The organism is Flaviramulus aquimarinus (assembly GCF_039543205.1).
GTDB lineage: Bacteria > Bacteroidota > Bacteroidia > Flavobacteriales > Flavobacteriaceae > Flaviramulus_B > Flaviramulus_B aquimarinus.
On record NZ_BAABJH010000001.1, the window covers coordinates 914,231 to 937,028 of the forward strand.

Genomic DNA, 22,798 nt, shown 5'->3' on the forward strand with positions numbered 1-22,798 from the left:
GTAGTCAAATTATTTTATCCTGAAATTTCAGGCGAGCAAATATAAAATTTACCGTATGATTTGACAATTTTTATTTTTTGAATATGATTTTATAGGATTTTCATTAATCATGAAATCTATAATTAAAATGTAAAAAGTATTTTGGAATGTTTGAATAGCCTAGTTTTTTGTTGAAGTCACCATATTTTACATCAAAAAAAAGGCATACATACCTTTAGCAAATAGGTCCTGCTCTAACTTCGGGTATACTATGTAATGGGGCTGCTATTTGTAGCGTAATATTTCTACGGATTTTATAAGCAACCTGCACTAGATTATCTTCATAGCCATAACCTACATGATCTATAGCGTGATAATTGGGATCTAAAAACCGATCACTTTTTGGTTCAAACTCTAAGGTAAATGTACCATCTAAGTCCCAACCAGAATCTTGTCCCTTTTGTATTTCGTAAACATCAAGATTATAACCAATGCTCCCTTTTTTTTTGGGAAAATCTGATGATTCCTCGTCTTGTGTTTGAGACTTAATATGAAGCGTTAAACTATTTTCTTTTGAAAATATTCTTTTTATACTTGCAATACCAGCATCACTATAATACGTTATTTTTAATGTACCATTTTCCAGTGAAAGTACTTGGATGTTTTGGGCTCCTATACTTTGCAACTGACGCTTAACAAGAGTTACTGTATTTTCAGCATCTTTAGATGTTAAGTCAACATCTTCAAACTGCAATACAATTTCTTGATTAGGCTCCGATATTTTCTGCTGTAAAACAACACCAAATAAAGTAAGACTAAAAATTAAAATGCTAATGCTCCATCTTGCAATCATGCGCCAAATATAAAAAAATAAAGACTGTATTGCTACAGTCTTTATATAAATATCATTTTTAAGGTATTTAGCCCTATACGTCTAATAATCCATTAGTTTTTCTAACCCCTTCAGCACTGGTTTGCATATGTGCTTTTTCAGCGTCGCTTAAAGGAACATCAACTATTTTTTCAATACCATTTTTACCTAAAATAACAGGAACACCAATACAAATATCATTTAATCCATATTCACCTTCTAAGAAGGTAGAACATGGGAACATTTTCTTTTGGTCGCAGGCAATAGCCTGGACTAAACCACTAACAGCGGCTCCTGGAGCATACCATGCTGAAGTTCCTAAGAGTTTTGTAAGTGTTGCACCTCCAACTTTGGTGTCTGCTGCAACTTGCTCTAATCGGTCTTCACTTAAAAATTCAGAAGCTTTTATACTATTTCTAGTCGCATGACTTGTTAATGGCACCATACCAGTATCACTATGTCCGCCAATTACCATACCATCAATATCGCTAATAGGAGCTTCCATAGCTTCTGCTAATCTGTATTTAAAACGTGCTGAATCTAAAGCACCGCCCATACCAATAATTCTATGCTTAGGCAAATCAAGAGTTTTATGTGCTAAATAGGTCATCGTATCCATTGGATTACTAACAACAATAAGAACCATATTTGGGGAATGCTCAAGCAAACTTGAAGATACCGATTTTACAATTCCTGCATTTATACCTATTAATTCCTCACGGGTCATTCCTGGTTTACGAGGAATACCAGAAGTAATAACACAAATATCGCTGTTTGCTGTTTTGCTATAATCGTTTGTAATTCCAGTTATTTTAGTATCAAAACCATTTAATGATGCACATTGCATTAAATCCATGGCTTTTCCTTCTGCATAGCCTTCTTTGATATCTAACAATACAACTTCTGAGGCAAAATCTTTAATGGCAATGTATTCTGCGCAACTTGCACCTACTGCCCCTGCTCCTACTACGGTTACTTTCATTTTTTAATTATTTTTATTAGTATTTAATTTATTCTAATTCACTAGGCAAAATTCATTATAAAATCAAATAATTTATATGATTTATGTCATGAACTTTTATTAATTTTTATCAAAAAAATCATATAAATTAACTCCCGCTAAATTACAAATTAAAACACTGTAAATAAAAAAAGTACAAGACAAAATCCTGTACTTTTTTAAACAAAAATTAAATATAACTAACTAAAACTAAACAATTAATTCTTAAAAATATTTTATTATCTAAAACCAAAATGGATACCTAATGAAAAGGCATTAAATTCTGATAGATGATATTCTGCATTAAGTCTAAAAAAACCTAACTTTAATTTTGTTCCTAAGGTTCCTCTTAATGAGGACACTTCGCTTGATACTGAAAAAGGGTCGATGATTGGTTGAGCTGTTATTCCTCCATTTGTTACACGGTATGTTCCTAATAAATTAGATTCCGATTTACCTTTAATATACCCTAAACCACCATAAAAGTTAATTACTGGCAATTTAGTTGAAGCAATTAATTGTAACAACCAAGTATTTGTATCATTATCAATACGCTGGTTTTCGCCTTGTATTCCTGATGATTCTGTCAAATCATATTCGCCATTTAAGTGTGTATAAGCTACTAAACCAGAAATAGCAACTGGCAACAATTTATCTGCAGGCAACCACTTTGTAACTTCAAATTGCACACCTGCTCCATACATGCTTAAACTAACATCATCTGTATCAATTTTTGGTACAAAACGAGCTTTTAATTCTATGCCTTTTACAAGACCTAAAGCACCTTGTATAAAAGCTGTAGGCAGTAAATTAGCACTACTGTTACCAATACCGTTTGGCAGTTCTATGGTTTCTGTTAGATTTCCAAAAATGGGGTCTTCATACTCTATTTCTATAAAAATAGCGGGATCATTTTCTCCTAGAACAGATGAAACTGTTTTTGAAGGTGAATTATCTGGGAATGAAATATTATTATAATTGGCAGTGTTTAAATTAAATATTTTGTTTTCATTTTTAACAGATGAAGCATTAACGATAACTGAAATTTCAAAACCTCCTAATGGTTTAGCATCTGCAGTATTAAACCAATTGGCATTCATACTGTGCATTAAACCATTTGTACCAGGTGCTAAATAATCATTAGTAAATCGTTCTGCATCTTCTACACCAGCGGCAAGAAGTGCATCAATATCGTTCTGTGCTTTTAAAGTTATTGTTACTAAACAAAGCAACACTAGGATGGTTAACTTTTTCATTACTATAATAAATTTTGATTTTACAAATATAGGAAAAAATTACATTAAATAACATTTTATCGTAAAAAAATGCTTTTAAACGATATTTTTAAAGTGTTTTATAAAAAAAATGGCTTTAACAAATACATGCTAAAGCCATCAGAATTGGTTATAACTCTTTTATTTATGCATCAATATTCGCATAAATGGCATTCTTTTCAATAAAATCTCTACGTGGTGGCACTTCATCTCCCATTAGCATAGAGAAAATTCTATCCGCTTCTGTACCATTATCTATTTGAACTAAACGCATCGTTCTAAACTCAGGATTCATAGTAGTATCCCAAAGCTGTTCTGCATTCATTTCACCGAGACCTTTATAACGCTGTATTTTAGATCCATCTCCAAACTGAGCAACAATATCGTCACGTTCTTCATCAGACCAAGCATATTGTTTTTTAGCACCACGTTTTACTAAATACAATGGTGGCGTTGCAATATATATGTGTCCATTTTCAATCAACTCTTTCATATACCTAAAGAAAAACGTTAAAATTAACGTCGCAATGTGGCTACCATCAATATCGGCATCACACATTATTACTACTTTATGATAACGTAGCTTTGAAAGGTTTAAAGCTTTACTATCTTCCTCTGTTCCTATAGTAACACCTAATGCTGTAAAAATATTTTTAATTTCTTCGTTTTCAAAAACCTTGTGCGTCATGGCTTTTTCAACATTTAAGATTTTTCCACGAAGTGGCAAAATGGCTTGAAATGCCCTATCACGACCTTGTTTTGCAGTTCCACCCGCCGAATCTCCCTCAACAAGGAATACTTCACATTTTGCAGGGTCTTGTTCTGAACAGTCTGATAATTTCCCTGGTAATCCGCCAATACTCATTACCGTTTTACGTTGCACCATTTCACGAGCTTTTTGGGCTGCATGACGTGCCTGTGCCGCAAGAATTACTTTCTGAACTATGGTCTTTGCATCATCTGGATGTTCTTCTAAATAATCTGTCAACATTTCGGAAACAGCTTGACTTACTGAAGCAGACACTTCACGATTGCCCAACTTCGTTTTCGTTTGGCCCTCAAATTGTGGTTCTTGAACCTTTACTGAAATAATAGCTGTTAATCCTTCTCGGAAATCATCGCCTGCAATGTCAAACTTTAATTTATCTAACATTCCGGAATTATCTGCAAACTTTTTTAGGGTATGTGTTAATCCACGACGAAAACCTGATAAATGTGTTCCACCTTCATGCGTGTTAATGTTATTTACATAGGAATGTAGATTTTCAGCATAAGAGGTATTGTAAATCATAGCAACTTCAACCGGCACACCATTCTTTTCTCCTTCAAATGCAATAACATCCTTCATTAAAGGCTCGCGAGTTGCATCCAAATATTTTATAAATTCGCTTAATCCTTCTTTTGAATGAAATGTTTCGCCTTCAAATTCGCCGTCTTCTTTTTTATTCCTTTTATCAACTAAATGAACTGTAATTCCTTTATTTAAATAAGCCAATTCACGTAAACGACTTGCCAAAGTATCATAGCTATACTCTAAGGTTTGAGTAAAAATAGTAGGATCAGGTCTAAATGTAACCGTAGTCCCTCTTTTTTCCGTTTCACCTATTTGCTTTACAGGATACAAGGATTTACCACGTTCATATTCTTGTTCATAAACATTACCATTTCTATAAACCGTAGCTTTTAAGTGTGCAGATAATGCATTCACACAACTTACACCAACACCGTGCAATCCTCCAGAAACCTTATAAGAATCTTTATCGAATTTACCACCAGCACCAATTTTGGTCATTACTACCTCAAGTGCAGACACGCCTTCTTTCTTGTGTAAATCTACAGGAATACCACGACCATCATCTTCAGTAGTAATCGAATTATCCTCATTTATAATAACAGTAATATTGTTACAGTGCCCCGCTAAAGCCTCATCAATAGAGTTATCTACAACCTCATAAACTAAATGGTGCAAACCACGAGTACCAACATCTCCAATATACATTGACGGGCGCATACGTACGTGCTCCATTCCTTCTAAAGCTTGAATACTATCTGCTGAATAATTATGCTTATTAAATTCTTCTTTTGCTTCGCTCATATTCTATATTTTATCTTAATTTGAGTTTAGTTTTGTATCACAAAAAAAGATGCCGTAAAGCATCATTTTGAATACAAACAAATATACGAAATTCTATGCCCTTTAAAAAGCATTTTACAGCAACATTCAGATAATTATCAACATTTGTTAATTACTAAAAACCTTCTTAAACGACCTAAAAAGCACCTTAAAATCGATTATTCGATTTTTAATCAGGTTTTCAAAATAGAAAAACCACAACATGGCTTAAATCGCTTTTTTTAGATTCCATTTTAAAGACTATTACTTAAAAAAACCAAATAGTCTTCATTAAAAACACGATTTTGTTTCATTAATTTTTAAACATAAATAAGTGATTACCATAATTAACCTAAGAAAGTTTTAAATTAACTTTAGCTTTTTTAATAATTTGACAATATAGTATAGGATATTAGTAAAAATAGTGCATAGTCTATTTATTCTATATATATTTGGCCTCAATAAACCAGTTATGAAAAACAATAATAACAATAATAATTTCAATAATCCTAATTTTTAGGATAGGAAGGTTATTGTTTAAAAATATATGAAGCCTTCCAAATATGGAAGGCTTTTTTTAATCTAAAAATTGAGACATGAGTAAAATTATGACCGTCGATGTATTATCGAGTATTAAAGGCGCACAAGCTTCTGAGGCTGTGAGCAAGCTATTTGAAGTTATTAAGAATGCTAACACTACAAATACCAGTACTTTTAATAATAATCATAATAATGCAGTCTCTTTAAATGATTTGAGAGATGATATGGTTATTGATAGTTCTGCCACAGAAAAACAAATCATTATTGAAAACTTTCCGAAAGAAAAAAACGGATATTTAGTAGTTTCTAAAGTTATAGAAGAATAGTTATGGACTCTCAAATACATAAAATCCATCAACAATTGATGAATAAAGACATCACTTGTACTGCTCTGGTTCAAGAAAAATTAGAGGTATTAAAACAGAATACCCATAACACTGTTAATGCGCTATTAGATAATTTAGCCCTTGATTTAGCTGATAAAGTTGACACCAAAATTGCCAATGGCGAAACTATTGGTTTATTAGAAGGTATTCCATTTGGTATTAAAGATGTGTATATGGTTCAGGGCACTAAAACAACAGCAAGTTCAGATTTGCTTAAAAACTACAAATCGGCATACACGGCAACAGCAATTCAAAAATTATTGGATGCTGGCGCTATTCCTATAGTAAAAGAAAACTGTGATAGTTTTGGTCATGGTTCTTCAAGTGAAAACACCATTTTTGGTGCTGTTAAAAATGCTATAAATCCAGATTTAGTTGGCGGGGGTTCTAGTGGCGGTTCTGCCGTTAATGTGGCTAAGGATTATACTGTGTTTTCTATTGGTGGTGATACTGGTGGTTCTGTGCGTCAACCAGCAGGCTATAATAAGGTGTATGGCTTAAAACCCACTTATGGTCGTATATCACGCTTCGGTTTAATGGCTTACGCATCTTCAACAGATTGTGTTGGCCCTATTGCAAAGTCTATTGAAGATATCCGAATTGTTTTAAATGTGATGAGCGGAAAGGATGTTAAAGACCAAACCTCTTATGCTTCAGCGGAAATAACCCAAGACACTATTTCTACTTCTGAACAGATAAAAACGGTAGGCTACTTTAAAAATTTTATAGAAACTGATGCTATTGATGCCAATATAAAAACTGATTTCCTAAAAGCTATCGAAAAAATAAAAGCCAAAGGCATAGAAATAAAAGCTTTAGACTTCTTTGAATCTGAAACTTTAGTCTCTACCTATTACACGTTGGCTATGGCTGAAACAGCTTCTAACCTATCACGATTAGATGGCACTAATTACGGTAACCGTATTGAAGCTGATAATTTAAAAGAAACCTATGCAGTAACGCGTTCTGAAAATTTTTCGGAAGAAACAAAACGTAGGATTGTAGGTGGCAACCAAGTGTTATCACAAGGATTTTCAGATGAAATCTATTTAAAAGGATTAGCCTTAAGAGATAGTATTTCTGAAAACTTTGAACGTGATTTTGAAGCCGTAGACATCATCCTATCACCAGTAACACCAAACACACCTCCAAAAATAGGTGATAGCTTAAAAGACCCGCATGCCATGTATTTATCTGATGCGTATACGGTTGGTTTTAGCTTAGGACAACTACCAACCTTAACAGTACCGCAAGGCACCGAAACAGGTTTACAAATTACAGCCGCAAAACATAATGACGAACTCGTTTTGAAGTTTGCTAACTTCTTAAAAGACAAAATATAATGGATTTAGAACAATTAAACGAGCTACTAAAGCAACACGAATTAGAATTAGTCATCGGACTGGAAACCCACGTGCGATTAAATACCAAAACCAAGTTATTTTGTTCTTGCGCTAATGCTGGTGATATCGACACCCCAAACCACAATATTTGTTCGGTTTGTACTGGGCAAATGGGCGTTTTACCTGCCATTAACAAAGAGGCCATTAATAAAGCCATTTACTTTGGTAAAGCGGTAAAATCGACATTTGAAAACGATGTCATCTCATGGGATAGAAAACATTATGAGTATCCAGATAACCCAAAAAACATCCAGATTACACAATTTCATAATCCCGTGATTCCTGATGGGCAAGTATCTTGTTTCCGTAATGATGGGTCACAATTTACCGTAAACTTAACTCAAGTTCATATTGAAGAAGATGCTGCTAAATTGATGCATGAGAAAAAAACTTCGTTAGTCGATTTCAACAAAGCAGGCGTACCATTAATTGAAATTGTTACTGAACCTTGTATTCGTCATATTGAAGATGCTTCGACTTACGCACAATACATTCAGCGTATCGTTCAAAATTTAGAAATTTCAGAAGCTAACCTTGAAAAAGGCGAGTTTAAATCGGATGTTTCTGTTTCGCTCCGTAAAAAACAGGATTATAATTTAAATCCACGTACTGAAATAAAAAACTTGAATTCGTTTAAGTTTATGGTAGATGCCTTAAAAGAAGAAGTTGAAAAACAACTCAACTACTTTTTAGAACACAAAGAATTTAGACCAGACCAAACCACGGTTTTATGGGATGCCGAATTAAAGCAAACCAAAACCATGCGTAAAAAGGAATTCGAAGCAGATTATCGTTTTATTTCTGAACCGGATTTACCTTTTGTTAGCATAAAAAATGTGGTTGAATCTATTGATGTTGATTTAAGCACGCTACCGTTTGCTGTAGAGTCCATCTTAATTAAAGGTGGTGTTTTACCTCAAGATGCTAAATTTTTTACAGCCAACGCCTTACGTTCTGAAACTTTTGTTGCTATAAATAATGTCATTAAAGACGCAGCGTTTGTTGCAAAAACATTGGTAAATAATATCAGCGCAGATGATTATGGCGATATTCATAGTATAACCCATTTAATTGAAATTTTTCAATTGTTTAAAGATGAAAAAATCACATCCGTATTGGTACAAAATGCGATTACATCTTATTTAAAAGACCGTAGTTTTAACTACAACCAGTACTTTGAAGAAAACACCATTTCGAAAGCTCAAATTGAAGACGCTATAGCCAAAGTCATTTCAGATAACGAAGCTATTGCTAATGATATTCGCTCTGGCAACCAAGGAAAAGCAGGTATTCTGGTTGGAAAAGTCATTAGTATTATTGGAAAAGGTGCTTCAGGAAAAGTCATCCGTGAAGGGGTTTTAAAACAAATTCAGAGTTCAGAATCTGGAGTTCAGAGTCCTACTGCTGTAACCAAACAACCAACAACCAGTAACCAGCAGCAAACAACCAAAAAGGAAGAAGAAACACTACCAGAAATTCCTATCGTTATAAAAGACGAATATAGAACCCATGTGATTTCTGAAATTTCAGATGAAAACATCAACGAAAATGTTACACTTTCCGGATGGGTATCCAGTGTGCGCGACCATGGCGAATTAATTTTTATCGATTTACGAGATTCGAGTACGCAGGTCTTTCAAGTGCGTTTAAGCAGAGAATCATTTGCTAATTTAGATGAGCTAGTAAAACTAAAGCCCGAAACAGTCATTACCGTTTCTGGAGCTATTGTACAACGTAAAGAAGATGATTACAATGCCGCTTTAAGAACAGGTAAAATTGAATTAGAAGCTACTGAATTAGAAATTCTAAACCTTTCTAAAACCTTGCCTTTTGAAATAAAACGAGCGACTAAAACCAATGAAAATGTACGTTTTCAGTACAAATATTTAGACCACAGAAATAATGATGTCCGTCGTGTGATTGTTAACCGTCATAAAGTTATCAAACTGATACGTGATATTTTAGACGACCAAGATTTCCTTGAAATTGAAACCCCTATTTTAAGTGCTGGAACCGATGAAGGGGCTCGAGAGTTTATTGTACCCACAAGGAAACAAGCGGGGGCATTCTATACCTTACCACAAGCACCTCAGCAATTCAAACAAATGTTGATGGTAAGCGGCTACGAGAAGTATTTCCAGATTGCACGTTGTTTTAGGGATGAAGATTCTCGTGGCGACCGTCAACCAGAATTCACGCAACTAGATATTGAAATGGCCTATGCTAGCATGCAACAAATCATTGATTTAAATACGCAAATGTTCAATAGTGTTGTTCAGAAAATATACGGTAAAAAATGGATTTTACGTCCGTTTGAAGTTTTAACCTATAAACAAGCCATGGACAATTATGGTTGTGACCGACCAGATTTACGTTTCGGTTTAAAACTGCAAGACATTACCAATATTGTAAAAGACACTACTTTCCAAGTGTTTAGCAAACCTATTGATGAAGGTGGTATTGTAAAATGTATTAGAGTCTCTGCTCAAGAACAGGGCAACAAGCGTTTGTCTAAAGGACAGATTGAAAAGCTAACCGCTTTAGCGCAGGGTCACGGTTTAGGTGGTTTGGCCTATATTATTGTTAATGAAACCGATCTGCAATCGCCAATCATTAAATTTTTAGGCGAAGACATTGCTAGCAGAATTATTGAAGCTACCAATGCGCAAGTAGGCGATATTGTATTCTTTTCAGCTGCTGATTACGCCACAGCTAACAAAGCCTTAGATGCCGTTCGTCAAGAATTAGGTAATATGTTGCGTTTAATCAATCCTAAGGAACTAAGACCAGCATGGGTTATTGACTTCCCGATGTTTGAAAAAACAGATGAAGACAGGTGGACTTTTACGCATAATCCGTTCTCAATGCCAGCTATTTATGATATTGAAAAACACATGAATGGTAAAGAAGAAGAAATCGGAAACATCATCGCTCAACAATACGATTTAATATTGAATGGTTACGAAATTGGTGGCGGTTCTGTACGTGCTCATAAACCTGAAATTTTGGAAGCCACTTATAAAAATATGGGGTATAACAAAGACGAGATGATGAAGAGTGTTGGCACCATGTACAAAGCATTCCATTATGGTGCGCCACCACATGGCGGTATTGCTTGGGGCGTTGACCGCCTTATGATGATTTTAGAGAAAAAAGCATCTATTAGAGAAGTCATGGCATTCCCAAAAACGGGCACTAGTGAAGATTTATTATTTGGAGCACCTTCACAATTATCTGACAAAAAAGTTGAGGAAATGAATGTAAAGGTGATGAAGAAATAGCTTTCCTTAGTATTATCAATTAACATTAAAACTTCAGTTTATTCTGGAGTTTTTTTGTTTTATATGGTGTCATATAAACTTTAACATTCCATACTGACTTTTATAAAAACTTTAAGACAATTTCGGTTTACCTTTCAGCATATTTAAATAAATACTTATTATGAAAAAATTATCATGTATTACTACTGTTGCATTTGCATTTATCATGCTATTATCTGTTAATCTGAATGCCCAAAAATTTGCGAAAATGGACAAAAGCCCTATGGATGCCGCTGCATTTCCTACGAGCTATAAAGACGCTAACAAACTCATTAAAATAGTTTATAGCAGACCTCAATTAAAAGGAAGAGCAGTATCTACTTTGGCTAAAAATGGAGAAGTATGGAGAACTGGAGCTAATGAAGCTGCTGAGTTAACGCTTTACACCGACATGAAGTTAGGCAACACGACCATTAAAACCGGAACCTATACTTTTTATGTCATTCCGGGTGAAAAAGAATGGACAGCTATAATCAGTAAAGACCTGAATGTTTGGGGTTCTTACTTTTATAATAAAGAAAATGATGTAGCTAGATTATCTGTTCCTGTAAGTTCGGGAGATGCTTTAGAAACTTTTTCAATTGCTTTTGAAGAAGCTGACAATGGCGTACACATGCATTTAGGGTGGGGAACCGTTAGAGTTGCTGTTCCTTTTACAAAGTAAATTACACTTATTTTTGAATAAAAAAACGCCTTGATAGATCAAGGTGTTTTTTTATGGAATATTCAAATATTTATGGGTCTGCAAGGACACTTTCCATTTAGGGTTTTTCATAACATAATCTACAATTTCTGGCATCACCTTATCACGCTTGCTCCATTCTGGTTGTAAATATAAAATACAATCTTTATTCACCTTAGAAGCTTGTTCTTCAGCAAAGCGAAAATCATCTTTATTATAAATAATCATTTTTAATTCATCTGCTTTATCGTAAACTTCTTTAGTAGGCAACTTCATTTTTTTAGGCGATAAGCAAATCCAATCCCAAGTACCTGTTAACTTATATGCTCCAGAAGTTTCAATATGTGTTTGTAGACCTTCTGCTTTTAATTGGGTTGTTAAAGCTGTCATATCCCAAGTTAAAGGTTCTCCACCTGTTACAACAATGGTATCACTATAGGTTTTGGCGTTTTCTACAATCTTTTTAGTTGCTGTAGGCGGGTGCAAATTCGCATTCCAACTTTCTTTAACATCACACCAATGGCATCCCACATCGCAACCACCAATACGCACAAAATAGGCCGCAGTACCTTTATAAAAACCTTCGCCCTGTATTGTATAAAACTCCTCCATTAAAGGTAACATCTCACCTTTATTAACCAACATTAACACATCGTCATTCATCTAAAATAATTTAGGATGCAAATGTACATATATTTAAAGAAAAGAATAAAATACAGCTTTTTATTTTGTTTAATTTTTAATTAAAATTATTAAACATTTTGTTATGAAATTTCATTTTTATATATTCGCACAACCCTATTTTAAAGTAAATTGCTGCCTTCAATCTCTCACAAGAATGAAAAAAATAGCTTATCCTGTAATATTGCTACTATGCAGTTATTACGGTTTTTCTCAAGTTAGTATTGGTACTACTGCACCAGATGCTTCGTCTATTTTATATATTGAGTCTTCAAACAAAGGGTTTTTACTTCCTATAGTACGTTTAAATAATATTAGTGATGTTAGTACAATTAACACTATTGAATCATTTAATTCTCTCATAAAATGAAAAAAAAATCATGTCTTTTAATACTACTATTATTTAGTTATTGTAGCTTCTCTCAAGTTGGTATTGGCACAACAGATCCTGACCCATCGTCTATATTAGATATCGAATCGGATAGCCAGGGTATTCTTGTACCTCGCCTTACAACGATTCAAATTAATGCTATTGATGACCCAGCTACTGGTTTAATTGTTTACAATACGGATATGAATGAATTTCAGTTTAACTGTAGCGATCCAGCTATGCCAGACTGGAGCAAAATCTCACATACGAGTTCTGTTAAGTATAGCAATACCAATACAACGACTAATATAAACCCTACGAACTATACGAATATGCCTATTTTTGGGTCTTTAGATTGGAATGACGATACAACTTTATACAATCAATCTGGTAATACCATCACGGTAAACACTACGGGCAGATATAGAATTTCTGTTAACATTGCCTATACAGTTCCAGCAGTAGCAGGTAATAATTCCGAACAGCGTGTATCGGTCGAAGCACAATTAGCTATTAACGGAAGTCCAACTGGCGCTATTGGAAATACAGGCTATGTAAGACGTGCCAATGGACAAAATGAGGCGTCATTACATATTACCGAAGTTTTTAATATTACTGCAGGGCAGACCATAAGTGTGCAAACCATAAGAGGTGGAAATACCGCGCCTGCATATTTAAGAAGTGCTGGAACATCTAACATATACATTGAAAAAATTAAATAACCTTTTTCGATAAATCTTCATTTTTTTCTTCTTTATTTTTCCTGTATTTTTATGAAAAATATAAGGGATGAGTAATACAGAGACTTTTTTCAATTACATTACGGAAGGCAACAAAACAAAAGGTGACTATATCCCAATAGGCGCTGCCATGTTAGATGGCGAAACTGTTACTGGTGCACATGTAAAAATACCCTTAAAAACCATGAATCGTCATGGTTTAATTGCTGGAGCTACTGGTACTGGAAAAACAAAATCGTTACAAGTTTTAGCTGAAAATTTGAGCGACAAGGGCATTCCTGTATTACTTATGGATATTAAAGGCGATTTAAGTGGTTTGGCACAACCAAGTCCAGGACACCCAAAAATAGACGAACGCCATGAGAAAATCGGACTCCCTTTTGAAGCCAAACCTTTTCCTGTTGAAATCTTAACACTTTCCGAACAAAACGGTGTGAGACTGCGTGCTACGGTTAGTGAATTTGGCCCTGTACTACTATCGCGAATTTTAGATCTATCAGAAACACAATCTGGTGTTGTTGCTGTTATATTTCAATATTGCGACGATAATAAAATGCCCGTTTTAGATTTAAAAGATTTTAAAAAAATATTACAATACGCCACCCAAGAAGGGAAAGCAGAATTTACAGAAGCCTATGGTAGAATCTCAACTGCATCAACTGGAGCTATTTTGCGCAAAGTTATCGAGCTAGAGCAACAAGGTGCTGAGTTATTTTTTGGAGAAACTTCTTTTGATGTTGATGATTTATTGCGTGTAGATAATGATGGTCGAGGGTATATTAATATTCTTAGACTAACCGACATTCAAGATAGACCAAAATTATTTTCAACGTTCATGCTAAGTTTATTGGCTGAAATATATTCCACATTTCCAGAACAAGGCGATAGCGATAGACCTGAACTTATTATGTTTATTGATGAAGCCCATTTAATTTTCAATGAAGCCTCAAAAGCACTTTTAAATCAAATAGAAAGTATTGTAAAACTAATACGTAGTAAAGGGGTTGGTTTATATTTTGTAACACAAAACCCAACAGATGTTCCCGAAGCCGTTTTAGGACAACTTGGTTTAAAAATCCAACACGCTTTAAGAGCGTTTACAGCAAAAGATAGAAAGGCTATAAAATTAACCGCTCAAAACTATCCAGATTCTGAGTATTATGATACAACAGAGGTATTAACATCATTAGGGATTGGAGAGGCTTTAGTATCGGCCTTAGATGAAAAAGGTCGCCCTACTCCCCTAGCCGCAACCATGATGCGAGCACCCATGAGTAGGATGGATGTTTTAACTGATGTTGAATTAAACGCATTACTTTCGAGATCTAAAATGGTAAAAAAATACAATGAAACCATAGATAGAGAAAGCACTTACGAAATGCTCAATGAAAAAATAGAGCAAGCTGAAGCAGAAGAAGCCAAGGAAAAAGTAAGGAAAGAGAAAGAAGCACTTAAAAAAGCTGAGTCTAAAAAACGAACCTCTAGGTCTAGAGCAAAAAGCACTAGAATGAATCCGATTGTTAAAGTATTAACCAGTGCCACATTTATAAGAAGTGTCTTTGGTATTTTAACCAAAGTGATGAAAAAATAGCGGTAATCTGTATTTGCAAACCATAAACGTTAGAAACATCAGCTTTATCCTAGATAAAAACAATAAAACCCCATACCATTTATGTATAAATCATTTTTAAGCCTAATTACCATTATCTTTCTTCTTGCCAGTTGCAACAAAAAACAAAACCCTTTTGAAATAGGCAAGCAACATATCGGTTTACTAACAGATTCAACACAAGTTAAAGATTTAAAAAACATCTATGCAAACGATTCTATCGTTAAATTTATTAGCGGCGATGAGTTTACAGGAAATATTAATGCTATTGAAATTTTTGAAAAAGGCGGTAAAAAATTGTTAATCTTAACACCTAAGCAAGCATTAGATTCTACTTCTACAATTGGTAGTATAAGACTTCTTGATAAGCGTTATAAGACAGAAAAAAATATTTCAACTATAAGTACTTTTAAAGATATTCAAGAGCATTATAAAATATCAAGAATTAGCAATTTAATTAATTCCATTGTTATATCTCTTGATGGCATAAATGCTAGTTTTACAATAGACAAAAAAGAACTTCCAGCAAACTTAAGGTTTGATATGGATTTAAAATTTGAACCTACCCATATTCCAGATAACGCAAAAATTAAATATTTTTTTATAAACTGGATTAATTAAAAAAACTGAATGAACCCATTCTTATCAAAATTATTAGTTGATGTCGCTCGAAAAAAGCTTGAAAAAAAACAAGCTAACAATCAACCTATTAGCAAAAAGCAAATAGTACCTTTGGTAAGAAATTTTCAAGTTGAGCTATCGCATGCTATTAAAGAATACATTTTTATTATAATTGGTGTGTTTTCTGCAGGTTTTGGTTTAAAGGGCTTTTTATTACCAAACCACTTTATTGATGGTGGAGCAACTGGAATTTCACTGCTTTTAGAAAATATAACATCATTAAACCTTGGGCTTCTTTTAGTGGTCGTAAACCTTCCTTTTATTATTCTAGCTTCAAAAATAATAGGTAAAAAATTTGCTATTAAAAGTATTATAGCTATTACACTTTTGGCCTTTGTTGTTCATTTTGTAAACTACCCAACCATAACCGAAGACAAACTATTAATAGCAGTTTTTGGTGGGTTCTTTCTAGGATCAGGTATTGGTTTATCCATGAGAGGTGGAAGTGTTATAGACGGCACAGAGGTTTTAGCTATTTTTTTAAGTAGAAAATTTTCACTTACCATTGGTGACGTGTTATTCTTAATTAATATTTTAATATTTTCTGCTGGTGCTTATGTTTTATCCATTGAAACCTCTTTATATGCTATGCTCACCTATTTAGCAGCAGCCAGGACTGTTGATTTTGTAGTTGATGGTGTTGAAGAGTATGTTGGTGTAACGATCATATCCAACAAACATGAAGAATTACGTTTAATGTTAACTAAAAAACTCCGAAGAGCATGTACTATTTATGCCGGTAAAGGCGGTTATGGTTCAACAGGTTATAGTTATGACAAAGATATTATTTACACCGTTGTTACAAGACTAGAACTAGCAAAACTACAAACCGAAATTGATAAAATTGACGGAAAGGCCTTTGTGATTATGGGCGTAGTAAAAGATTTAAAAGGTGGCATGATTAAGAAAAAGCCATTAAAAGAAAATCATTAAGCATTTACAAAATTATGTCTCAAAAAAAATACATCATTCAAAACAACCCATTCATTGTACCAACAACAGATGGCAAGATTATAAAAGAACATTTCGGAAATGCAACCGACAGGAATTCTCAATTAAGCATTGCTCACATGAAAGCGCCAGCTGGTTGGAGTGAGCCTTTTCAAACTCCAAAATTTGATGAATTTACATTTATTATTAGCGGTAAAAAACAATTTATTATTGATGGAGAAACTGTTGTTTTAGAAGCAGGTCAATCTATAAAAATAGAAAAGAATACTAGAGTCCAATACTCCAATCCGTTTACCGAAGTCTGTGAATATATTGCTATATGCACCCCAGCATTTTCTATGAATTTAGTAAATAGAGAAGATTAAATGAGCGAATACCTTCCTAAAATTGCTGGCTCTACAATAAATTTTATAAGCCATTTTTCAATTCAATCTGCAACCAAACTCGCTGTTAAATTATTTTCAACACCCAAAAGAGAAAAACCAAGCCAAGAGGAAGTCAGTTACCTTAACACCTCAATCCAAGAAGACGTAACCTATAAAGATTTTTCATTAAAAACATATCATTGGAGTGGGAAAAAAGACACTATCTTATTAGCTCACGGCTGGGAAAGTAATGCCTATAGATGGAAAGATTTAATTAATCAACTTCAAGCATTAGATTATAACGTAATTGCTCTAGATGCACCAGCGCACGGTAATTCTGGGAGCAAAGTATTTAATGCTTTATTATATTCGGAATGCCTACATGTAATCATCAAAAAAAATCAGGCCAACATCATTATAGGTCACTCAATAGGTGGTACTTCATGTGCTATTTCTACAAAAAAATATAACCTGCCATCTGTTAATAAACTCATATTATTAGGTGCTCCATCTAGTTTAGTTAGACTTTTAGATAACTATATTGACATGATGAGTTACAACAAAAAGGTTTTCGAGGCGGTTAATCAATATTACTTAAACCGTTACAACCATTTATCAGAATATTTTGCTACAGAAAATTTGTTTAAAAACATCCCTTTACAAGGACTTATTATTCACGACAAAAAAGATAGAATCATCTCTTATAGAGATGCTTTAGAAATTTCGAAATACTACAAAGACGCTAAACTAATAAAAACAATTGGGCTAGGTCATGGTCTTAAATCAGATAAAGTTTACCAATATATTTTAGACTTTATAAACGTATAGATTTATCGTATTTTTACACCATGGAAATACAATTAAAACGCATCAATAAATTTTTAAGCGAAGTTGGTTATTGCTCACGTCGAGAAGCTGATAAACTTATAAACGCAGGTCGAGTAACAATAAATGGTAGTGTTCCAGAAATGGGGACTAAAATTGCGCCTAATGATGTAGTCCATGTAGATGGAAAAGAAATTACCAACACAAAAACCTCTTTTGTTTATTTAGCCTTTAACAAACCCGTTGGTATAGTTTGTACTACAGACACCTCTGTCGAAAAAGATAATATTATAGATTTTATTAATTACCCAAAACGTATTTTCCCTATTGGAAGGCTAGATAAACCAAGTGAAGGTTTAATTCTTTTAACTGATGATGGGGATATTGTAAACAAAATTCTTCGCGCCAGTAACAATCACGAGAAAGAGTATGTTGTTACGGTTGACAAACCTATTTCCCAAACGTTTGTTGAGCGTATGGCTGGTGGCATCTATTTAGAAGATTTAGGAAAGCACACAAAAAAGTGTAAAGTAAAAAAACTCGGAACTTATAAGTTCAAAATCATTTTAACTCAAGGACTAAATAGACAAATTAGACGCATGTGCGACTATTTAAATTACGAGGTACAAACACTAAAACGTGTTAGGATTATAAATATTAAATTGGATATGCCTGTTGGTCAATATCGTGAATTGACTAAAGAGGAGTTTAAGGAATTAAATACCCTTATTCGTGATTCTGCTAAAGAACACAAAGCTGTTACTGATAAAAGAAAAAAAGGGTAGTACTTTTAAAATATTTTATTGCTGATGTCTTTCCCTTGCCAATAATGTATTTTTAAGCAACATAGCAATAGTCATTGGGCCTACTCCTCCAGGCACTGGAGTTATATAGCTAGCCTTTTTACTTACACTTTCAAAGTGTACATCGCCTGCAAGCCTATAACCTGTTTTTTTTGTAGCATCTGGAACACGGGTAATTCCAACATCTATAATTACCACATCTTCTTTAACCATATCTCCAGTTAAAAATTCCGAAATTCCAATGGCGGCAACAATAATATCCGCATTTCGCGTAATGTCAGTTAAGTTTTTAGAACGGCTGTGAACTACGGTTACTGTAGCATCGCCAGCTTTTCGTTTTTGACTCATCAAAATACTCATAGGGCGACCAACTATATGGCTTCTTCCCATAACCACTACATTTTTACCTGAAGTCTCAACTTGATACCTTTCTAACAGTTCGAGTATTCCATAAGGTGTTGCTGGTAAAAAAGTTGGCAAATCCAAAGCCATTTTCCCAACATTTGTTGGATGAAAGCCATCGACATCTTTATCTGGATGCACGGCCATTAAAACCTTCTGCTCATCAATGTGCTCAGGCAATGGCAATTGAACGATAAATCCATCAATATCATTATTGGTATTTAAACCATGGATTTTTTCCAATAATTCCTCTTCAGAAGTATATTCAGGTAAATCAATTAAGGTGGATTTAAAACCAATACGTTGGCACGCTTTTACTTTGGCATTAACATAAGTCATACTAGCACCATCAGTTCCGACTAAAATAGCCGCTAAATGAGGCACTTTTTCGCCTTTGGTCACCATTGATTTTACATGTTCAGCGATTTCATCCTTAATGTCATTACTTACTTTCTTTCCGTCTAAAATTGTCATAATGGTTGTTGGTTGTTTGTAAAAACTACACTTTTAACTTTAACAAGGTTTAACGCATATTTTTCATCATCTGCATCATCTTTTTGCCACCACCGCCTTGCATCATCTTCATCATTTTACTCATTTGGTTAAATTGCTTTAAAAGCTGATTTACTTGTTGTACAGAAGTCCCTGACCCTTTTGCTACACGTTTTTTTCTACTTGCATTAATAATACCAGGGTTAGTACGTTCTTTTGGTGTCATGGAATGTATAATGGCTTCTATACCTTTAAAAGCATCATCATCTATATCAACATCTTTCATCATTTTACCCGCACCAGGAATCATACCCATAAGGTCTTTCATGTTCCCCATTTTCTTGATTTGCTGAATCTGTTTCAAGAAATCATCAAACCCAAATTGGTTTTTGGCTATTTTCTTTTGAAGCTTTCTAGCTTCTTCCTCATCAAACTGTTCTTGTGCACGTTCTACTAAAGACACCACATCACCCATACCAAGAATACGGTCGGCCATACGGGATGGATAAAAGACATCAATAGCTTCCATTTTTTCTCCTGTACCAATAAATTTAATAGGTTTATCGACTACAGATTTAATAGAAATAGCTGCTCCACCACGTGTGTCGCCATCTAATTTGGTTAAGATAACACCATCAAAATTCAAGATATCGTTAAATGCTTTTGCTGTATTAACGGCATCTTGACCCGTCATAGAATCCACAACAAACAAGGTTTCTTGAGGCTGTATGGCTTTATGAATATTTGATATTTCGGTCATCATAGCTTCATCTACTGCTAAACGACCAGCGGTATCTATAATGACAACATTAAACCCATTGGCTTTGGCATGTGCTATAGCTGCTTGCGAAATAGCAACTGGATCATTGTTCCCTCTATCACTAAAAACCTCAACACCTATTTGCTCTCCTACAACATGCAATTGGTCTATTGCTGCTGGACGATAAACATCACAGGCAACTAATAAAGGTTTTTTTGTTTTTTTGTTTTTTAGATAATTGGCTAGTTTACCAGAAAATGTTGTTTTACCTGAACCTTGTAAACCAGACATTAGAATAACACTTGGAGTTCCTGATAGATTAATACCTTCGGCATCACCACCCATAAGTTGGGTAAGCTCATCTTTAACAATTTTAACCATTAATTGTCCTGGCTGCAAAGTTGTTAATACATTTTGGCCTAATGCTTTTTCTTTAACTCTATTAGTAAACTCTTTTGCTATTCTAAAATTAACATCGGCATCTAACAATGCACGTCTAACTTCCTTTAAAGTTTCTGCTACATTAACTTCTGTAATACTTCCGTGGCCTTTAAGAACGTGTAAGGCTTTATCTAATTTATCGCTTAAATTATTAAACATAATTTTTATTGAAATTTTAAGAAATGCAAAGTTAATGATTTGAAGTATATTATAGAAGTGAGAAGGCACAAACTGAATAAAAAAAAGGCTATCAAATTTAATTTGACAGCCTTTATAAAGGAAACTTTACTTATTAATTAACCTAACCAACCGAAAAAGGAAAGTTTCTCTTTTAAGCAAACATATTATTCTATCTTTTCAAGGACTAATATGCGTTCTATTTCTCCATTAGCATTATAATCTTTTAATTCTACTCTATTTGGAGTTATTTCTTTGATTCGCCATCTGTGTCTCAATTCACTAAAAGGTTCATCTTGAGTTCCAAAATTTAACCCTAAGAATAATCCATCGTTTCTGTAAGCTAACCAAGAACCTATAAAATTGTTCCCGTCACCTTCTGCAAATAACCTTCCATTTTCATTGAACCCTATAACGTAGTTTATATAATTTTCAGTTTCATCAACATCTTGATCTATATATGATGCAACTTCCCATTCTCCGTTAGTTAACACATCACCAACATAATTTATATCCTCATCGCCATCTGGGCAATCTCGCATTAAAATCATTTGATTGTTTACGTTTTCTAATTTTATTAAACCTTCTTCTATGAACGTAATTAACCATTCTAGTTTTAAATCTGGACTTCCTTCTAAAGTGATTTGTAAAATGAAACCAATATTTCTAACACCAATCTCATAAGTGCCTTCTACTAATTCGCCATTTACTCTAATTTTCACAACATTGTCTCCATAGAACTTAAGTGGTGTACCGATATAATCTTTTTCATTATCTGCACCATCAACACTTAAACGTGCTACTCTCCATAAACATTCTTGTAAATAGTTTTCAATACGCTCTTTAGTAATATCTATAACAACATCACAGTTTTTCTTCATAATGATTCTGTTACCACCTTCTTCGTAAAGTTTAATTTTACCGTATTCAATATCATATACTACCCATTCTAAAGTAAAATCTGCTAACGTGTCAAATTCTAATTTTAAAAGTGCACCTCTATCTGTAACACGAGTACTCCAAGTACCAGTAAGTATATCACCATTTTTTGCACGCATAACCACAACATCTTCTTCTTTAAAGTTTAAGGCATATTCTTTATACGCTTCAGTGTTATCTTGATTATTTCTCTTAAACTCATGAACTACCCATGGACAAGTTTTTAAATACTCATCTAAACGTTCTTTTGTAAAATCGTCATCGCCATAATCATTATCATCATCTTCATCACAAGCATCTTTAGCTTCTCTAATAGTTCTTGCTAATTGCTCATTGTTATCAACTTCAACAGTTGTACCATCAGCATACTCAAGCGTTATTGGAAAATTAAGACTAGCAATAACTTCTTTATCTTTAATACGCTTTATAAAACGGTATAATTCTCTATCATTTTCAATAGTTATAACATCAATAAGTTGAAAATCTGTATTAAATAATGAAAAAGATATTGGGTATTTAAAATCGATACATTCAATATCATCATCCTCTTCATTCTCTCCTCTACACTCTTCAATTAATTCTTCTAAAGCATCACGGTTTTCAATAACTACTTCATCATGATTAGATAAAATAAGTGTAATCGGGAAAATGATATCTAAATTATCTTCATCATCTTCAAACTCATCAAAAATGGCTTCAATGACTTCAAAATCTTCTCTAGAATCAATTCTAATTTCAAGACCATTAACGATAACAGTTACTGGTAATTTAATAGACGTACAACTTGCGTTATCAATAATATTGTCAGCAGATCCGTCCATGGTAGATGCGGAGAACATTAAGCCTGTTAACTCAGATTCGGCAGTTAGGGCTTCACTTTCATCAGGTTGAGTAATTTCAGTGACCTCATCCTGACATGAAGTAAATAATAGGAGGGCAAAAAAAGGAATTAATAATACTGTTTTCATAGTAGTTTTCATGGTAAATGATTTTG

Annotated in this window: 18 protein-coding genes and 2 pseudogenes; 12 read left to right on the top strand and 8 right to left on the bottom strand. The window is 33.8% G+C overall.

Annotated features, from left to right (window positions below; translation table 11 throughout):
• Positions 1–214: 214 nt before the first annotated feature.
• The 4 genes from ABD941_RS04300 to gyrB all read right to left on the bottom strand — a co-directional run bounded on the left by ABD941_RS04300 (position 215) and on the right by gyrB (position 5,219).
• Positions 215–832 (bottom strand): hypothetical protein, encoded by a 618-nt coding sequence (locus tag ABD941_RS04300; RefSeq protein ID WP_345272806.1) that lies wholly within the window; start codon positions 830–832, stop codon positions 215–217.
• A 73-nt stretch (positions 833–905) separates the two neighbouring features.
• Complete coding sequence (locus ABD941_RS04305) at positions 906–1,832, bottom strand: malate dehydrogenase (protein ID WP_345272807.1); 927 nt, start codon at positions 1,830–1,832, stop codon at positions 906–908.
• Between the two features lie 257 nt (positions 1,833–2,089).
• The gene (locus ABD941_RS04310) at positions 2,090–3,106 is read right to left on the bottom strand and encodes a DUF6588 family protein (protein ID WP_345272808.1); all 1,017 of its coding nucleotides are present in this window, start codon (positions 3,104–3,106) and stop codon (positions 2,090–2,092) included.
• A 163-nt stretch (positions 3,107–3,269) separates the two neighbouring features.
• Entirely contained in the window at positions 3,270–5,219 is a 1,950-nt protein-coding gene (gyrB, locus tag ABD941_RS04315; protein ID WP_345272809.1) for a DNA topoisomerase (ATP-hydrolyzing) subunit B, read from the bottom strand.
• Positions 5,220–5,833: 614 nt separating this feature from the next.
• Between gyrB and ABD941_RS04320 the strand changes: the two genes are divergently transcribed.
• From ABD941_RS04320 to ABD941_RS04335, 5 genes and pseudogenes are all read left to right on the top strand, one after another.
• Positions 5,834–6,103: an Asp-tRNA(Asn)/Glu-tRNA(Gln) amidotransferase subunit GatC gene (locus ABD941_RS04320; RefSeq protein WP_345272810.1), complete on the top strand. Its 270-nt coding sequence runs from the start codon at positions 5,834–5,836 to the stop codon at positions 6,101–6,103.
• Positions 6,104–6,105: 2 nt separating this feature from the next.
• Positions 6,106–7,506: an amidase family protein gene (locus ABD941_RS04325; protein ID WP_345272811.1), complete on the top strand. Its 1,401-nt coding sequence runs from the start codon at positions 6,106–6,108 to the stop codon at positions 7,504–7,506.
• Positions 7,506–8,879, top strand: a pseudogene (gene gatB / locus ABD941_RS14630) (Asp-tRNA(Asn)/Glu-tRNA(Gln) amidotransferase subunit GatB); the annotation flags it as partial. The gene ABD941_RS04325 and the pseudogene gatB, both read left to right, overlap by 1 nt.
• 144 nt (positions 8,880–9,023) lie before the next feature.
• Positions 9,024–10,847: pseudogene (gene aspS / locus ABD941_RS14635) on the top strand (aspartate--tRNA ligase); the annotation flags it as partial.
• A gap of 160 nt (positions 10,848–11,007) precedes the next feature.
• Positions 11,008–11,550, top strand: a complete 543-nt coding sequence (locus ABD941_RS04335) for a DUF2911 domain-containing protein (protein ID WP_345272813.1) — start codon at positions 11,008–11,010, stop codon at positions 11,548–11,550.
• A gap of 51 nt (positions 11,551–11,601) precedes the next feature.
• On the opposite strand, the gene ABD941_RS04340 is transcribed toward ABD941_RS04335, so the two are convergent.
• On the bottom strand, positions 11,602–12,231 hold the full coding sequence (locus ABD941_RS04340) for a 7-carboxy-7-deazaguanine synthase QueE (protein WP_345272814.1): 630 nt from the start codon (positions 12,229–12,231) through the stop codon (positions 11,602–11,604).
• A gap of 384 nt (positions 12,232–12,615) precedes the next feature.
• Between ABD941_RS04340 and ABD941_RS04345 the strand changes: the two genes are divergently transcribed.
• The 7 genes from ABD941_RS04345 to rluF all read left to right on the top strand — a co-directional run bounded on the left by ABD941_RS04345 (position 12,616) and on the right by rluF (position 18,575).
• Positions 12,616–13,341, top strand: coding sequence for a hypothetical protein (locus tag ABD941_RS04345; protein ID WP_345272815.1), 726 nt, complete (start codon positions 12,616–12,618; stop codon positions 13,339–13,341).
• Between the two features lie 67 nt (positions 13,342–13,408).
• Positions 13,409–14,950, top strand: a complete 1,542-nt coding sequence (locus ABD941_RS04350; protein WP_345272816.1) for a helicase HerA-like domain-containing protein — start codon at positions 13,409–13,411, stop codon at positions 14,948–14,950.
• 81 nt (positions 14,951–15,031) lie between these two features.
• Complete coding sequence (locus tag ABD941_RS04355) at positions 15,032–15,589, top strand: hypothetical protein (RefSeq protein ID WP_345272817.1); 558 nt, start codon at positions 15,032–15,034, stop codon at positions 15,587–15,589.
• 9 nt (positions 15,590–15,598) lie between these two features.
• On the top strand, positions 15,599–16,582 hold the full coding sequence (locus ABD941_RS04360; protein WP_345272818.1) for a YitT family protein: 984 nt from the start codon (positions 15,599–15,601) through the stop codon (positions 16,580–16,582).
• Between the two features lie 14 nt (positions 16,583–16,596).
• A complete protein-coding gene (locus ABD941_RS04365) occupies positions 16,597–16,965 on the top strand; it encodes a cupin domain-containing protein (protein WP_345272819.1) in 369 nt (122 codons plus the stop codon).
• A complete protein-coding gene (locus ABD941_RS04370) occupies positions 16,966–17,793 on the top strand; it encodes an alpha/beta hydrolase (protein ID WP_345272820.1) in 828 nt (275 codons plus the stop codon). It begins immediately after the preceding gene.
• Positions 17,794–17,813: 20 nt separating this feature from the next.
• The gene (gene rluF / locus ABD941_RS04375; RefSeq protein ID WP_345272821.1) at positions 17,814–18,575 is read left to right on the top strand and encodes a 23S rRNA pseudouridine(2604) synthase RluF; all 762 of its coding nucleotides are present in this window, start codon (positions 17,814–17,816) and stop codon (positions 18,573–18,575) included.
• 15 nt (positions 18,576–18,590) lie between these two features.
• On the opposite strand, the gene ABD941_RS04380 is transcribed toward rluF, so the two are convergent.
• The 3 genes from ABD941_RS04380 to ABD941_RS04390 all read right to left on the bottom strand — a co-directional run bounded on the left by ABD941_RS04380 (position 18,591) and on the right by ABD941_RS04390 (position 22,784).
• Complete coding sequence (locus tag ABD941_RS04380; protein WP_345272822.1) at positions 18,591–19,469, bottom strand: bifunctional 5,10-methylenetetrahydrofolate dehydrogenase/5,10-methenyltetrahydrofolate cyclohydrolase; 879 nt, start codon at positions 19,467–19,469, stop codon at positions 18,591–18,593.
• Positions 19,470–19,518: 49 nt separating this feature from the next.
• A complete protein-coding gene (ffh, locus tag ABD941_RS04385) occupies positions 19,519–20,847 on the bottom strand; it encodes a signal recognition particle protein (RefSeq protein WP_345272823.1) in 1,329 nt (442 codons plus the stop codon).
• 185 nt (positions 20,848–21,032) lie between these two features.
• Entirely contained in the window at positions 21,033–22,784 is a 1,752-nt protein-coding gene (locus ABD941_RS04390; RefSeq protein ID WP_345272824.1) for a hypothetical protein, read from the bottom strand.
• Positions 22,785–22,798 lie beyond the last annotated feature (14 nt).

Bases quoted from the DNA above. Each gene is read 5' to 3' on its own strand.
- ABD941_RS04340 (WP_345272814.1), bottom strand. From the start codon at position 12,231: ATGAATGACGATGTGTTAATGTTGGTTAATAAAGGTGAGATGTTACCT.
- ABD941_RS04325 (WP_345272811.1), top strand. From the start codon at position 6,106: ATGGACTCTCAAATACATAAAATCCATCAACAATTGATGAATAAAGAC.
- ABD941_RS04305 (WP_345272807.1), bottom strand. From the start codon at position 1,832: ATGAAAGTAACCGTAGTAGGAGCAGGGGCAGTAGGTGCAAGTTGCGCA.
- ABD941_RS04310 (WP_345272808.1), bottom strand. From the start codon at position 3,106: ATGAAAAAGTTAACCATCCTAGTGTTGCTTTGTTTAGTAACAATAACT.
- gyrB (WP_345272809.1), bottom strand. From the start codon at position 5,219: ATGAGCGAAGCAAAAGAAGAATTTAATAAGCATAATTATTCAGCAGAT.
- rluF (WP_345272821.1), top strand. From the start codon at position 17,814: ATGGAAATACAATTAAAACGCATCAATAAATTTTTAAGCGAAGTTGGT.
- ABD941_RS04320 (WP_345272810.1), top strand. From the start codon at position 5,834: ATGAGTAAAATTATGACCGTCGATGTATTATCGAGTATTAAAGGCGCA.
- ABD941_RS04355 (WP_345272817.1), top strand. From the start codon at position 15,032: ATGTATAAATCATTTTTAAGCCTAATTACCATTATCTTTCTTCTTGCC.
- ABD941_RS04345 (WP_345272815.1), top strand. From the start codon at position 12,616: ATGAAAAAAAAATCATGTCTTTTAATACTACTATTATTTAGTTATTGT.
- ABD941_RS04335 (WP_345272813.1), top strand. From the start codon at position 11,008: ATGAAAAAATTATCATGTATTACTACTGTTGCATTTGCATTTATCATG.
- ABD941_RS04350 (WP_345272816.1), top strand. From the start codon at position 13,409: ATGAGTAATACAGAGACTTTTTTCAATTACATTACGGAAGGCAACAAA.
- ABD941_RS04360 (WP_345272818.1), top strand. From the start codon at position 15,599: ATGAACCCATTCTTATCAAAATTATTAGTTGATGTCGCTCGAAAAAAG.
- ABD941_RS04365 (WP_345272819.1), top strand. From the start codon at position 16,597: ATGTCTCAAAAAAAATACATCATTCAAAACAACCCATTCATTGTACCA.
- ABD941_RS04380 (WP_345272822.1), bottom strand. From the start codon at position 19,469: ATGACAATTTTAGACGGAAAGAAAGTAAGTAATGACATTAAGGATGAA.
- ABD941_RS04390 (WP_345272824.1), bottom strand. From the start codon at position 22,784: ATGAAAACTACTATGAAAACAGTATTATTAATTCCTTTTTTTGCCCTC.
- ABD941_RS04300 (WP_345272806.1), bottom strand. From the start codon at position 832: ATGATTGCAAGATGGAGCATTAGCATTTTAATTTTTAGTCTTACTTTA.
- ABD941_RS04370 (WP_345272820.1), top strand. From the start codon at position 16,966: ATGAGCGAATACCTTCCTAAAATTGCTGGCTCTACAATAAATTTTATA.
- ffh (WP_345272823.1), bottom strand. From the start codon at position 20,847: ATGTTTAATAATTTAAGCGATAAATTAGATAAAGCCTTACACGTTCTT.